This window comes from Bacillus sp. SD075, from assembly GCF_017355165.1.
Classification (GTDB): domain Bacteria; phylum Bacillota; class Bacilli; order Bacillales; family DSM-1321; genus Peribacillus.
The window spans coordinates 49,835-64,468 of record NZ_JADILK010000005.1; the positions used below are offsets into that span (position 1 = coordinate 49,835).

14 protein-coding genes and 1 pseudogene are annotated in these 14,634 nt (G+C 39.9%); 6 read left to right on the top strand and 9 right to left on the bottom strand.

The window, feature by feature from the left end; translation table 11 throughout:
• Positions 1-108: 108 nt before the first annotated feature.
• Positions 109-474, bottom strand: a complete 366-nt coding sequence (locus IOC57_RS05860) for a winged helix-turn-helix transcriptional regulator (RefSeq protein WP_207437830.1) — start codon at positions 472-474, stop codon at positions 109-111.
• A gap of 206 nt (positions 475-680) precedes the next feature.
• Here IOC57_RS05860 and hxlA point away from each other — a divergent pair, with 206 nt between their 5' ends.
• The 4 genes from hxlA (at position 681) to IOC57_RS25720 (ending at position 4,331) form a co-directional block, all read left to right on the top strand.
• Positions 681-1,313: a 3-hexulose-6-phosphate synthase gene (hxlA, locus tag IOC57_RS05865; RefSeq protein ID WP_056519751.1), complete on the top strand. Its 633-nt coding sequence runs from the start codon at positions 681-683 to the stop codon at positions 1,311-1,313.
• 8 nt (positions 1,314-1,321) lie between these two features.
• Positions 1,322-1,879, top strand: a complete 558-nt coding sequence (hxlB, locus tag IOC57_RS05870) for a 6-phospho-3-hexuloisomerase (RefSeq protein WP_207437831.1) — start codon at positions 1,322-1,324, stop codon at positions 1,877-1,879.
• A 461-nt stretch (positions 1,880-2,340) separates the two neighbouring features.
• A complete protein-coding gene (locus tag IOC57_RS05875) occupies positions 2,341-3,069 on the top strand; it encodes a Ger(x)C family spore germination C-terminal domain-containing protein (protein ID WP_483862046.1) in 729 nt (242 codons plus the stop codon).
• A gap of 1,130 nt (positions 3,070-4,199) precedes the next feature.
• Positions 4,200-4,331 carry a hypothetical protein gene (locus IOC57_RS25720; RefSeq protein WP_286184556.1) on the top strand — a complete coding sequence of 44 codons (132 nt, stop codon included), beginning with the start codon at positions 4,200-4,202 and terminating at the stop codon, positions 4,329-4,331.
• Positions 4,332-4,988: 657 nt separating this feature from the next.
• Here IOC57_RS25720 and IOC57_RS05880 read toward each other — a convergent pair.
• The 8 genes and pseudogenes from IOC57_RS05880 to IOC57_RS05910 form a co-directional block, all read right to left on the bottom strand.
• The gene (locus tag IOC57_RS05880; RefSeq protein WP_286184557.1) at positions 4,989-5,267 is read right to left on the bottom strand and encodes a hypothetical protein; all 279 of its coding nucleotides are present in this window, start codon (positions 5,265-5,267) and stop codon (positions 4,989-4,991) included.
• Between the two features lie 94 nt (positions 5,268-5,361).
• Positions 5,362-5,550 carry a hypothetical protein gene (locus tag IOC57_RS26285; RefSeq protein WP_309487673.1) on the bottom strand — a complete coding sequence of 63 codons (189 nt, stop codon included), beginning with the start codon at positions 5,548-5,550 and terminating at the stop codon, positions 5,362-5,364.
• An 88-nt stretch (positions 5,551-5,638) separates the two neighbouring features.
• Positions 5,639-5,821, bottom strand: a pseudogene (locus tag IOC57_RS26290) (hypothetical protein); the annotation flags it as partial.
• Positions 5,822-6,051: 230 nt separating this feature from the next.
• Positions 6,052-7,515 (bottom strand): NAD-dependent succinate-semialdehyde dehydrogenase, encoded by a 1,464-nt coding sequence (locus IOC57_RS05890; RefSeq protein WP_207437833.1) that lies wholly within the window; start codon positions 7,513-7,515, stop codon positions 6,052-6,054.
• 58 nt (positions 7,516-7,573) lie between these two features.
• Positions 7,574-8,869, bottom strand: coding sequence for an MFS transporter (locus IOC57_RS05895; RefSeq protein WP_207437834.1), 1,296 nt, complete (start codon positions 8,867-8,869; stop codon positions 7,574-7,576).
• Between the two features lie 133 nt (positions 8,870-9,002).
• Complete coding sequence (locus IOC57_RS05900; RefSeq protein ID WP_286184558.1) at positions 9,003-10,247, bottom strand: iron-containing alcohol dehydrogenase; 1,245 nt, start codon at positions 10,245-10,247, stop codon at positions 9,003-9,005.
• A gap of 109 nt (positions 10,248-10,356) precedes the next feature.
• A complete protein-coding gene (locus tag IOC57_RS05905) occupies positions 10,357-11,562 on the bottom strand; it encodes a hydroxyacid-oxoacid transhydrogenase (RefSeq protein WP_207437835.1) in 1,206 nt (401 codons plus the stop codon).
• An 18-nt stretch (positions 11,563-11,580) separates the two neighbouring features.
• Positions 11,581-13,023 (bottom strand): aldehyde dehydrogenase family protein, encoded by a 1,443-nt coding sequence (locus IOC57_RS05910; protein WP_207437836.1) that lies wholly within the window; start codon positions 13,021-13,023, stop codon positions 11,581-11,583.
• A gap of 608 nt (positions 13,024-13,631) precedes the next feature.
• Here IOC57_RS05910 and IOC57_RS05915 point away from each other — a divergent pair.
• Both IOC57_RS05915 and IOC57_RS26470 read left to right on the top strand, forming a co-directional pair.
• Complete coding sequence (locus IOC57_RS05915; RefSeq protein WP_207437837.1) at positions 13,632-14,297, top strand: GntR family transcriptional regulator; 666 nt, start codon at positions 13,632-13,634, stop codon at positions 14,295-14,297.
• 150 nt (positions 14,298-14,447) lie between these two features.
• Positions 14,448-14,573 carry a topoisomerase C-terminal repeat-containing protein gene (locus IOC57_RS26470; RefSeq protein WP_207437838.1) on the top strand — a complete coding sequence of 42 codons (126 nt, stop codon included), beginning with the start codon at positions 14,448-14,450 and terminating at the stop codon, positions 14,571-14,573.
• Positions 14,574-14,634 lie beyond the last annotated feature (61 nt).

A 14,634-nucleotide genomic window follows, 5' to 3' on the forward strand; every position in this document is an offset into this window, starting at 1 on the left:
TTATTAAATGTTGTGCTTTTCTCTACCTTAATTTGATACGTGAGTGACCATATCAAGGTAAAGAAAAAGGAGAAAACATCTTTGAATAAGAAAGGGAGGATAGTTTTTCTACTTGATATCCTCTTTTCTTTTTACTTGGCCTCCAACGACATTCTCCATATAATTTTTACCCCAATTATACATCGAATCAAGAATCGGCATCAGGCTTTCCCCTTGTTCTGTCAGAGAGTATTCCACTTTGGGAGGTACAATTGGATAGACTTCGCGATGAACAATAAGATCTTCTTCCAGCTCTCGAAGCTGGTTAACGAGCATTCTTTGAGTGATGCCCGGTATAAGAGCCTTCAGTTCACCAAAACGCTTGGTCCCCTGCTTGCCTAGGTGCCATAAAACAAGCATCTTCCATTTCCCCCCAATAACAGAAAGGGTCAATTCCTTCTCACAATTGAATGTTTTATTCTGTAGCCTTGTCATTCAAATCACCTCCAAATATAAATCCTAAATCGCATAGTATACTTTTTAACACTATGTAAAATTAAAGTGCGTACTTACAAAAATATTATAATTAGTATACGATACATTGTACAGTCGATATGAATTTCTTGCTGTGCAATGATTGAGTGCCAGAGGGACATACTTACTGTGCAACAAACTAAAACCCAATTAGGAGTGAAGGATAAATGGAATTACAATTGGCACTGGATTTAGTAAACATTCAAGAAGGTATTGAATTGGTTAAACAAGTGGAGGAATATGTTGATATCGTAGAAATCGGTACACCTGTGGTTATTAATGAAGGGCTTAGGGCTGTTAAAGAAATGAAAGAAGCTTTCCCTTCTTTAAAAGTATTAGCTGACCTGAAAATTATGGATGCAGCCGGTTATGAAGTGATGAAGGCATCTGAAGCTGGCGCTGATATCATCACGATTCTTGGTGCAGCTGAAGATATGTCCATCAAAGGGGCTGTTGAAGAAGCTAAAAAACAAGGCAAAAAAATCCTTGTTGATATGATCGCTGTGAAAGATCTTGAAACTCGTGCTAAAGAAGTGGATGCATTTGGCGTTGACTACATCTGTGTGCACACTGGCTACGATCTTCAAGCTGTTGGAAAAAATTCTTTTGAGGACCTTCAAACCATTAAACGTGTTGTAAAAAATGCAAAAACTGCTGTAGCAGGCGGCATAAAATTAGATACACTTCCGGAAGTCATTAAAGCACAACCTGACCTTGTCATTGTTGGTGGAGGTATCACTGGACAAGCTGATATTAAAGGGACAGCTGCCCAAATACAAAAATTGGTGAAACAAGGCTAATATCCATCATGCAGACTTCTCAATATTTAGCTGAAATCATAAAAGAGCTAAATCGTTCAGTAGACTTAATAGCTGACGAAGAAGCTGAAAAACTGGTTAATGGGATTCTTGGATCAAAGAAAGTTTTTGTAGCGGGTGCAGGAAGATCCGGGCTTATGGGTAAATCCTTTGCCATGCGAATGATGCACATGGGGATAGATGCGTATGTAATTGGTGAAACGGTCACCCCTACCTTCGAAAAAGACGACATTTTAATCATCGGAACCGGTTCAGGAGAAACAAAAAGTTTGGTTTCCATGGCTGAGAAAGCAAAAAGTATCGGTGGAACCATTGCGACTGCAACAATTTCCCCTGAATCCACCATTGGAAAATTGTCGGATATCGCAATAAAATTGCCTGGTTCACCTAAAGATCAGTCAGAAGGTGATTATCAAACAATCCAACCAATGGGCTCTCTATTTGAGCAAACTCTCTTACTTTTTTACGATGGTGTCATTTTGAGGTTCATGGATAAAAAGGGATTGGATACCAATAAAATGTATGGCCGACACGCAAATCTCGAGTAAAGAAATGATAACTAAAAAGTAAGATATAAAAAGACCGCAAGGAATTCTTCTGAATTTTCAGCGGTCTTTTTTTGGCAAAAGGGTTGGCGTAGGCTGTCATTTATATGCTTTATGCGAAATTTTAAATCGGACACTATACAACTGTAGGAAATGGATGCTGGACAACGATGTCCAAGCGTTAACCTTGATTTCATAAAAAGTTCACTGTCAAAATGCTTCATACACTATGAAAATGTGATATACCTCCCGATCGCCTACAAACTTGACAACTCAATAAAGTTCCTTTTTTCATCAAATTATAATGCTCACTATTTGTTGTACCGATGCTTTGCAATTTTCTTTTATAGAAAGTATATCCTCATTTGATTTCGCTTAATAACCCTTTGATTAAACCTTTAATTTTTGTTATTGGTGGAATTCAACATTTGTAGCGGATAATTTGTCATGTCGCCAATAATAACATATCTCAGCGTCTCTATCTCGTAATAGTAAGAGGAAACTTTGAAGAGTATATAAAAAATGAACTGCAAGACAATCAGGAAAATCCAGATTATTTCCTTTATCGTATGTTAAAACACTACGAGGAAAAACATCAAGGCGAGATGTCGATTGTAAACTTGCATCAATTTATGAAGAAACTATATGCCGTTTACTCTGACCCGATATTGCCAGTTTTTAAGGCAGAGAAAGGTAGTTTCACTTATGAGGGGACAGCGATATTTCAAGATGACAAGCTAATTTCAACAGTTAGTCATATGGAAGATCAAATCTACCAGCTTATAGGACATGACGACTATTTAAAATATTTGCCAATGACAAACTTATCTACTGTTTTAGGTCAAGTACGATCAAATATGAATATGGCATTAAATAAAGATTTATCAACATTGACCGTCAATGTAGAACTTACAGGTACGATAGATGAGTATCGTGGTACAAAGAATCTAAATGATCTAGCTGAAATAACGGTTTTGAAAACCGAGATTGAATCCTATTTGGAAACCAAAACAAAGGCATTTTTACAAAAGAATCAGGAGTGGAACGTTGATCCATTACAGATTGGAACTAAAACATTCACGCCCTTCACTAAACCGATGAGTGAAGAAAAATGGTTTGAAAAATGGAGTAATATGAAAATCAATGTAAACTATCATCTCGAATTAGAGCCCCTAATTGATGTCCAAGATTAACTTTGTAAAGTAAGGTGCTACTATATAACAGTTGCACTTCTATAATTCCCCTAGCAAACCGTATGACGAGATTTTTTGGGGGGCAACGAGGTTATCAAAAGACTAGGATAACCCTTAAAGTAAAGTAATTGTAATAAAAAAAGACCTTATTCAGGTCTCAATGATTGTGATTGATTTAAGTACTCTCTAATTAAAAAACGGGAATGGTCCCTTAACATTTCCTGCGATAATCGCTTTTCATGTCTTCTCTAAGACGTCTTTCAATTAAACCCCTACATTTCTTTACGTCCATAATTGAAACCATGAAATATGATTGGAAAACTGTTGTATTAAGGAAACTGTTGGATTAGAGAATGAAAATATTCTTATCATTAAATTATGGTTATGTACGGTCATTTTTAGAAACAGCTAGTTTACAACATGAGGGATGGATAAGTTTTTGTAAGCCATTCTGAGTAATTCATCTCTGATTTTCTTCCTTTCCTGTAGGGTGAATATCCTAATATGGTAAAATGCTTTTCACCTTTATCCCACCCATTCAATTTTTACCGTTTAAATTATAAAATTTATCTTTATTTAAGGACCTGTTTAGCCTTCATTACCTTTTGAGCAATAGTAACAATAATCTCTATCCATTGTTAACAAAAATAATCATGTCTAATTTAATATATTTTATGTAAAGTGATATTCATTGTACCGCCCTATTTAAGAAGTTCTAGTTGACCCTTTATGGCTCTCCTGCGTAGGAACAAACCTCTGTTTTGAAGGTCTATGTATTTTTGTGTCATACTTTCCCTCCTCCTTAATCATTTAAGTTATTAAATTACATGAAAAAAAGATTAGCTATTTGTTAGTCATCACTTTCACTTTAACGTAAATAGTGGAACGTGAAACGCCAGTCATTTTAGCTATATCATTAGCTATTCCACGTTCTTCTAAATCCTTAGCAAGTCCGCACGAAAAGAGCGACAAAGGTAACGGATATAACATTTATAAGCGTGAAGGAATAGAACGCTTCACAGAGATACAAGCTCTTCAACGAACAAAACTGGAGTATAAAGCAAATAGAACATTACTTTGCTACTGGTGGAGAATCATTCAAGCCGGAACCTGAAAAGAAATCCGGGGAATTGATCGCCGAAGAATTAAAAGCCCTTCGTGAAGAAATGGCGGCACTTAGGGAAGAAAATAAACAAATGAAAGAACAGCTTGATAATCAGGAAACTTTTAATAAAGAGTTTGTTATCCCAGGTATCCAATAAATAAAAGGTGAAGTATCTAGCATTAGAGGAAGTATAGAACGCGATAAAGAACTGGATGAATCCAATAGGGCAGCAAAGGAAGCTAAACAATTAATAGCAGCTGACAACGAAAACCCGGATAAACAAAAAAAGGGCTTCTTTGCTCGACTTTTCGGAAAGTGAACAAAGAAACTCAGGGAAGCCACCAACTACAATCCCCACAGAGGTACTAATATAAGCTCCGGGAGTGGAAAACACAGATGGAAAAGGTATTTTGAAAATCTACCATCGTTTTAATGTAGATTATTTCTTTAAAGATTTTCTATAACGTAAAAAAGGTAATTCAGCTGAATTACCTTTTTTAATGCTAGAACTTCCGGTAAGGGGCTACATCCTTTTTTACTACTCATAATATCTCTTATGTGAACTAATTTTCTTAGGATTTTGTTCAGCAATCGGGCCAGATCGTTGAAGAGCATTAAGAACTTAGTCATCAGATACTATATGTTATTGAACATGTATTTAAAAAAATAAACTTCTAATTCATTATCCGGCTAAAATTACGGCAGTAAAAAATATAAATTGCAGGATTGTTCTTGGTAATAGGGACGTTGTTAGTCTTTCACCAATCTTGACACTTAACTTTGTAGCACGAATATTAGCTGGAAACATAACAATTCAAGCGATTCTAGAAGTCATCGGTATCAGTATACCTATAGCACCAATAATCTCTAATATACCTGTAATAGTTACGATGAGATTGGGATTCGGCAACGAAGGAGGTAGCATTTTAATAAGATCTGGACGTCTCTTTCCCCAATGGGCCATTGCTGTAAATAAAAACATAAGAGCAATAGCGAGCCGCAATGATGTCTGCCAATCATTCAAAGGTAATTCAAAAAAACCAATTAGACTAAACATCAGAAATGTAACAATTAGAACAATAAACGGAGCCATTTGATTCATCCCCTCCTGTTAATTAAAATGCTTTTGTAACAATAAGATACAAAATGACAACAGGTAATAAAGTAGCTACTATTCCAAAAATTTCCTAATTACGAGATACTTTCCGATACTCATTCGAAATGATGCCGTCTATTGATCGGGCACTGTGAAGGATCATACTTCGCTGTACGGGTATAAGTATCGCTAACCAGAGAATACCGGTTAATACAAACAGGAATAATGACAAAGTAAGCCAATTGAAAGTATCCATCGAATAGCCTGATTGAATAGTCATTAGAATGCCGGAAACAATGATTAGTATTAATCCCGGCAGTGTAAAGACGAAATAAATCAGCCAACATAACGTTTTTTACAGTGTTATGAATAAAATCAGGATCCCTTTTTATGTCAGCTCTAACTTTCCAAAATGTTGCCGTGACAATATTCCCAAGAAAAATAACTGCTCCAAAAATGTGCAAAAACAACAATACATTCAATAAGTTCGCAACCTTTCTTTTATTTTTGTTTTGATTGCAGTAAGTCCACCATAAGTATTGAAAAATCATTGCACTGAATGAGTGGGAAACATTGGAGATGGAACTGCGCACACGGAACCCGTAGGAGATCAATATGAATATTTTTTTATTTGTCTTAGGATGTAAAGCAACCTGGCCATAGGTTCTGTAACTGAGGTTTGTTAATCAATGATGAGCGGTGTTGAATTAAGACTTTTTATGAGGTAAATAAGGAAAGGCTTAAGGATTCGACTTCACCTTAAGCCTTTTCTTGCCCTATTTTAAAAACCCATCGATATATATTTTTCTTCTAAATATTCATCAAGGCCTTGATGGCCGCCTTCCCTCCCCATGCCGCTTTCTTTCATGCCGCCAAATGGGGCTTGGGCAACGGTGGGAATGGCGTCGTTGTATCCGATGATGCCGAACTCCAGAGCTTCGGATACCCTGACTCCCCTGCTTATATTCTGTGTGTAAAAATAAGCGGCCAGCCCGTACTCTGTATTGTTGGCAAGCTCGATCACCTCTTCTTCTGTATCAAACGGGATGATTGGTGCGACCGGTCCAAATGTTTCCTGGTATGTGATGAGCATATCCTTGTTCACTCCACCCAGAACGGTCGGTTCATAGAATAATCCATCAGCCAATTCCCCTTCAACTCTTTGTCCGCCACAAAGAAGGCTGGCACCTTTATCCAAGGCATCTTGTACATGTTCCTCTACCTTTTCAAGGCCATCACTGCTTACAAGAGGCCCGACTTCAACGGTTGGATCGATGCTATTTCCGACTTTTAGAGCTTGTACCTTTTCAACAAAAAGTGCAGAGAATTTATTGATGACAGAACGGTGGGCGTAAATTCGGTTTGCGCATACGCACGTTTGTCCGGTGTTCCTGAACTTGCTTGCAACGGCACCAGCTGCTGCGGCTTCCAAATCAGCATCCTCAAAGACGATGAACGGCGCGTGTCCTCCAAGCTCAAGGGAAAGTCTCTTAAGCTGCGGGGCTGACTTGGTAACCAGCAATTTGCCTACTTCAGTAGATCCTGTAAAAGAAATTTTCCTTACTACTGGATTTTCAAAAATTTCATCCGAGATAGGTCCTGCACTCCCTGTTACGATACTGACCACTCCAGCAGGCACTCCCGCCATTTCCACCAATTTACCAAACGCTAACGCACTAATAGGAGATTGTTTTGCAGGCTTGACAATGACTGTACATCCAGCGGCCATGGCAGGTCCTACTTTCCGCGTCATCATGGCCAACGGGAAATTCCAAGGGGTAATGGAAGCGACCACTCCAATCGGCTGGCGAATCACCGATAGCCTTTTATTTGCAGTAGAAGCAGGGATCGTTTCCCCATAAATCCGGCGTCCTTCTTCAGCAAACCATTCCAGGTAGCTTGCAGCAAAATCCACTTCACCCCGGGCTTCCGTTAAGGGCTTGCCCATTTCCATACTCATGATTTCTGCTAATTCATCTTTATATTCATGCATAAGATCATGCAATATCTTTAGATATTTACTGCGTTCCTGTGCCGTCAGTTTTGACCAGGTTTTAAACGCTTCCTCTGCAGCTGCAATGGCCGCATGCGTTTCTTGGCGTCCTCCATTTGGAATCCTTGCCACCACTTTCCCTGTTGATGGATTTGTTACTGGTAAAGTTTCTCCGTTAAGTGCTGCAGTCCATTCACCGTTCACATACATTTTCAGTTCAGATAAATTGACTAATCCACTAGTTTTCAGCATGAATATGTCTCCCTTTTTCGTTGAATTTGCAAAGCGCTTCATTATATACACAAAAAGATTAGAGTCCTGAAACTTTAGTTCTCCCGTCAATGTCCGTGTTAATGGAAATCCTTTCATTTTTAAGAACGAAGGTATACCCCACAGCAGCAATAAGGCAAATGACTACAGGTATGATCAGGGCTATATTGAAATTATTGAACTTCGCTATTAAAATCCCTGTTGTGACTGGAGCAATCCAGCCAGCGAGGTTCCCCACGAAGTTTTGTAGCCCTGCAAGCTTTCCTTCCGCACCCTTTGGAGCAACATCCGAAACAGTGGCCCAGAGAATGCCCGCAGCCAATCCTTCACCGCCGATTGCTATTGAGATATACGTAAGTGCCATTATGGCGCTATCTGTAAAGATAGTCGGTATAATGGCTAATGGAAAAAGCATGCCGATGGTTAAAACAGTCTTTCTTGCTTTGATGGAATTCCAGCCTCTTTTAATCAAGAAATCCGACAAAACCCCTCCTAGAATATTTCCCAGAAAGGACATGATCCAAGGTAGCATCGTGAAAAATCCGGCTTTTAAAAGAGTCATTTGCCTTTCGACTACAAGATAAGTGGGAAGCCAGGTCATCATTAAATAAGTAAGATAGTTATGGGCAAACAAGCCATATAACATAGGGTAAACACTTCTGAATTTGAAGAATTTAAATGGCGAGATGTTTAGTGTCGTCGCTTTTTCGGTATGAGTTTCCTCCTCTTTGATATAGGCTACTTCGGCCTCGTTTGCAATCTTACTTTGTTCTGGATGGTTTTTGAAAAAGAATAACCAGAATGCCAGCCATACAAAACCGATGGATCCAATTACCACAAAGGATGCTTGCCATCCCCAAGTCTGGATGATCCATGCTAAAATGGGTGTCGTTATGCCAATCCCGATAGCTGTACCAGAATTAAATATCCCGTTTGCAATGCCCCGTTCGTGTGACGGCAGCCAGTCTGAAATAACGCGCGTATTGGTTGGAAACGCTGGAGCCTCTCCGATTCCCATTAAAACGCGGATACCGATCAGTCCGCCAAGCGAACGTCCCATTCCAGTAAACACCGTACAGAGCGACCACCAAACGATGGCAATCGAATACGTTAAGCGTGCCCCCAATTTATCAACGATTACCCCGACCGGGATCTGCATTAAGGCATACGACCAAAAGAACGCTGACCCCAATATCCCGAATTCTACTGCCGAAAGCGAAAGATCCTTCATTATCGAGGGTCCTGCAATGCCAAGAATTGCCCTATCCATATAATTAATTGTTGTTGCGACGAAAAGGAGTACCACTACAAGCCATCTTCCATTGGTCTTTTTCATACGTCACCTCATTAGATAATTATATTCAGGTAGAAAAATACTGCGGGAAATCCATGTGTCCGAAAAAAGTTAAAAAGGGGAAACTGATTCGAAATCCCCTGAAATTCCAGGTGATTTTCAAATTGAATGGTTTTTATACATTCACGATGGCCGTTTCTGATTTTTTTGCACTGCTTGCATTTCGATTACCATTATTAAAACCTTCAAAGTCCCCCTCGTAAGCCTTCTCTATAATCAGTTGGATATCCGATGCCTTCGTCAGCCTTGGGTTAACGACCACGTTACCACTTCGCATGGAATCTTCCACTAATTTCGGCAAAACGTCCAATGAGACTCCAAGCTCTTTAATATTAAGAGGAATATTCATGCTCCGATTCATTTCGATGATGGTTTCGATAGCTTTCTCGGATGCTTGCGCATTGGATAAACCGCTTACATCCCTTCCTAAAGCTATTGCAATTTCTCTATACTGATCCTCACATGCCGGCAGGTTGAATCTCATGACGAATGGCAATAGTGCTGCATTTGCGATGCCATGCGGGATATTAAAGACTCCTCCAAATGTATGGGAAATGGCGTGTACATTACCCAATCGGGATTGTGAAAAGGCTGCACCAGCTAACAGGGAGGCTAAAAGCATGTTTTCCCTGCTTTCCATGTCCGTTCCCACAAAGTACGATCGTGTTAAATTTTCACCGATCATCTTAATGGCCTGCATCGCGAAAGCCTTGCTGACAGGGTTGGCAGATTTGGAGGTGTAAGATTCAATTCCATGAGTCAGAGCATCCATACCAGTAGCTGCAGTAATCTCTTGAGGCAAATTTAATGTAAGGGCAGGATCCAATATAGCTAGCTTTGGAAACAAAAGTGAACTAAGTACTCCTAATTTAAAAGAGGTGTCCTTATTCGTTACCACTGTCGAATTAGTAGCTTCACTGCCAGTTCCAGCCGTAGTCGGGATTGCTATGATAGGGAGCGGAGGATTGGAAATCTTTCCAACTCCTTCATAATCCAGGATATGGCCGCGGTTAGTAGCCATTGCCGCGATGCCCTTGGCTGTGTCAATGCTGCTTCCTCCGCCTACAGCCAGAACCGCCTCCATCTTTTGTTGCTTAAGATACACTGTCCCCTGTTGGATTGTTTGAGCTGATGGATTAGGCTCTACCTCATCGTAAATCTCAAAATAAAGGTTTGCCGAAGCAAGGGATTTTTCAATGCCTTGTAAGAGACCGGCTCCTCTAACCCCTTTATCTGTTACGATCAGCACACTCGATACACCTAAATCCTTAATTAGTTCCCCTGTTTTTCCAGATATTCCGTTACCGCATTCCACCCGTGTCGGCATACTATATGTAAAAGGCAAAAGAGACATTTTCATCTTCCTCTCCATTTATATTCTATTTGATAGTGAAACCCTTTCCGTCGCAGTCTGCAGATCCATCATGAATGATGCTTAACCTTCCAGGGACACCATTCCTTCAAGCAATCTATAAAGCTTTTCTAAGTAATTCTTCTAAACTGTGCTGTGTTGGCACTCTTGGGTTATTCCGAATCAGGCGATCGATTTGGAGGGTCTTCTCAGCAATTTCGGGAATATCCTCTTCTTTGATCCCAATCTTCGTCAGCTTTGTAGGCAGTCCAATTTCCCCAAGCAGGGTAAGCACAGCTTTTGAAGCAGCCAAAGCGGCTTCCTTATCGGAGAGGCCATCCGAGTTCACATTGAATGCCTGGGAAATTCTCACCATTTTTTCTGTTTCTACAGTTGCATTATATTCCATGACATATGGAAGCAAGAGCCCGGTCACCTCTCCATGCGGTGACTTCACAAGTCCTCCGATTGGGTAAGCCAACGCATGGGCTGCTGCTGTACCTGCATTTGAAAAGGACATTCCAGCAAGCAGGCTGCCCATTAGCATATTGGAACGGGCCTCGAGATTGCTCCCTTGCTGCACCGCAAGCGGCAGGTTTTTTGCAATCAATTCAATGGCTCTGAAGGCGAGTACATCACTTATGGGGATTGAACCTTGGAATAAAATGCTTCCTTCTGCCTGGATATATGCAGAAGGTTTGGCTGTGTATGCCTCTATCGCATGTGACAAAGCATCAATTCCGGAACAAGCTGTTACATAAGCGGGAAGCCCTAACGTTAATTCTGGATCAAGTAGAGCAACGGTTGGTCTTAGGTAATTATCCGAGATACCAACTTTCAGGTTATTTTCAACATCGGTCAACACCGCTACAGATGTCACTTCTGAACCGGTTCCAGCAGTTGTCGGAATCGCTACAAGAGGGGCGATTGGTCCAGGAACCTGGTTTTCTCCGCCATAATAGTCCAGGGGATGTCCGCCATGGGCGACCAACAAAGCGACAATCTTCGCCATATCAATGCTGCTTCCTCCGCCAAGGCCAATTACTGCATCAATATCCATTTGAGATTTAGCAAACTTATAACAGTCCATCGCCGAATCTACCGAAGGCTCCGGTACGACCTGGTCATAGATAACTGTTTTGTAATTTGCATGTTCCAACAACGATGAAATTCTGTCTACGATTCCTGCATATTTGATCCCTGGGTCAGTAACGAGCAAGATGTTTTTCGCCTTTAATCTTTGAAGGATCACATCCAATTGCCCGATTGCCCCGTTTCCAAATACGATTCTTTCGGTAGAATAAAAATCCCATGTATTTCTCATATTCCTTACCTCCAAAGTCTAAAGATTGATGACTACAAGTTTTTCGTCTGTCATTTCTTGCATGGCATAATGCGGTCCCTCTTTACCAATTCCGCTGTCCTTCACTCCGCCATACGGCATAATGTCGGCACGGTATGTAGAAACATCATTGATGATTACACCGCCAAAATGGAGTTCCTGTGTTGCCCGCATGGCTAAAGTGATATCGGATGTAAATAAACCAACTTGTAAGCCGAACTTCGTATCATTGGCCTGATGGAAAGCCTCCTCGATGCTATCGAAAGGAATGATGCTAATCACCGGCGCGAACACTTCCTGGCAGACTACCTTCATTTCCGGTTTCACATCTATTAATATAGTAGGTTCTAGAATCGAATCCTGCCTTTTCCCTCCATATACCACTTTGGCCCCAAGACGCCTGGCTTCCTGGATCCATTCTTCCGCACGCCTTGCTTCTTTCTCGGAAATCATAGGGCCAATGTCCATGGAAGAATCTTCCGGATTACCAACCTTCAAGCCCTGTGCCACCTTGACTGCCTTCTCCACAAACGTATCGTAGATATTTCTATGAACGTAGATTCGCTGTACTGAGATGCAGGCTTGCCCTGCATTCACATACCCTCGTGTGACACAGAGCTCAACTGCTCTGTCTAAATCATGGACATCCTTGTGAATGATATTTGGGGAGTTATTCCCTAATTCCAAAGTAACCTTACGAATTCCCGTACTGCTCTTAATATGCCGACCTACACCGGGACTCCCTGTAAAAGTGAACATCGCAATTCGTTCATCCTCCAAAAGGTATTGACCTGTTTCCTGCCCAAACCCGTTAACCACATTCAGAAAACCTGCAGGCAATCCAGCTTCAGAAAAAATTTCTGCGATCTTGCATGCAATGAGTGGCGTCATTTCAGCCGGCTTCAACACGATTGTATTTCCCGCTGCCAACGCAGGAGCTACCTTGTGTATGGTGAGATTGAATGGGAAATTAAACGGGGTGATCGCACCGATTACCCCAACAGGAACCCTGATGGTGAAAGACATCTTATTGTCGTTTCCAGACTGCCCCAAAGGAACGCCTGTACCGGCAATCCGTTTTGCTTCTTCAGCTGAAGCTATCATCGTTTGGATTCCTCTATCGATTTCCCCTCTAGCATCCTTCAATACTTTACCGACTTCCTGAACCAGAATCATCGCCAGCTCTTCTTTTCTCTCTTTAGCGATATCCGCTGCACGCATTAGAATCTCGTAGCGTTGATTGGAATCTAGCTTTCTCGTATTAAAGGTTTCCAAGGCATTGGTCACCGCTTCAGAAACAATTTTCCGGGATGCCCTGCCGATCTGGGCAATTTCTTCTTTGTTATATTTGTTAATAACAGCGATTGTATGTTGATCGGATATCCATTGGCCATTTATGAAATGGCCATAAAATGTGTTTTTTCTGCTCAGCGTAGTGCTCATTGAAGATTCCTCCTTTGAAAAATAAAGATCACTTTTTTAACTTCACAGTTATTTCTTCTAATAGATTCAATAAATTTCAATTAAGAAAACGGCAAGCATAAAGCGCTTCCATTTTAAACTTAAGATTTTGCCTGCCCATCAATACTCTTTAGTAACTGATTATTATTGTTTATAGAATCCTGTTCAAAAATAGTATGTAATCATTTCCAAAAATATATCATATAATATACGATTATGTAAATATTTAAAATTTAAATTTTCAGTTTTTTGAAAAAAACCTTGATAATAAAGGATTTATGACTTTAAATAATATCAACAGATTAATTAATTCATATTAATTTGAATGATTTTATATATAATTTTTACAAAACTCACCGAATATAATATATAATTATCAGTAATGAGGATATATTTTTGTAGCTATCCAGTAAACTATAAACTATAGAGTCCCCTTATACTCTCTCTATTCTTGATATCAATATGGTTTCGACTTATCTTATTGATAGGGGCAACAAGCAGAAAGCTACTTCAGTAATAATTTAAGTTGTTACATCTATATGAAATAACACTTGTTCTCATAGAAATTTTTTTAAGTTAGGGGCATTTCGATGATAAAGGAAAAAGAACGCGGAGAGACAACGGAATATGTCTACAATTTATTAAAAGAAAAGATTTTTGAATGGGATTTATCGCCGGGACAAAAAATCAATATCAGCCATTTAACCCGGGAAATCAACATTAGCGCCATACCTCTCAGAGAAGCATTATCTCGTCTGAACTCTGAGAACTTAGTCATCTTAGAACCAAATAAGGGGTATCGGGTCAGTGACATATTAGATACTGAAAATATGGCGAAAATGTTGGAGGCCCGGATATTACTGGAGACGCATGCGGTCCGGAATATTATCCGCTTAAATAAAGTAAGCGTGACGGAAGAAATGGCCGCGCTTACAGATGAAATGTTTTCCACTAACACAGGTGCATCCAACAAAAAAATACTAGATTTTACTCATTTAGATCAACAATTTCATTATGCCATCATGAATGCTGGAGGAAACCCGTTTTTATTTGAAGCATATAAAGGCATGCACTGTCATCTTCATATAGGCCGGTTTTATCACTTCAAAGGTGAGATCGACCAAAAAGACGCACCATCGGAACATATGGAAATCATTGAGGCCATCCGGACAAGGGATGTATACAGAGCCGAGATTGCGATCTCCAGCCACATACAGGATTCCATAGATCGTTTATTGGAGAGGACAAAAAGATAATACTTGGAAGCTATTGGGGATAATCTACTTCGGATATCAGTCATCGCAATCGCTTTGATCACATTTCATTTCACTTGGATGCTCGGAATATGCAAGTGGGTATAATCAGACATTCCCATCTCAAATGCTTAAAGAAAGACAGATAAACACGTGAAGGATTTATGCACCAAGAAGAAAACAAGTGTAATCAAAGGGATGAAACCAAAGGCAAAAGAAAAGAAGACTTTTGATGCTTCTCTTGTTTTGAAAGATGATGGATCGATTGGATTTGAATAAAAAAAAACATTTGCTAAATCAAAATAACAAACTAAAATCCCTATCACAATTGTTAGGGATT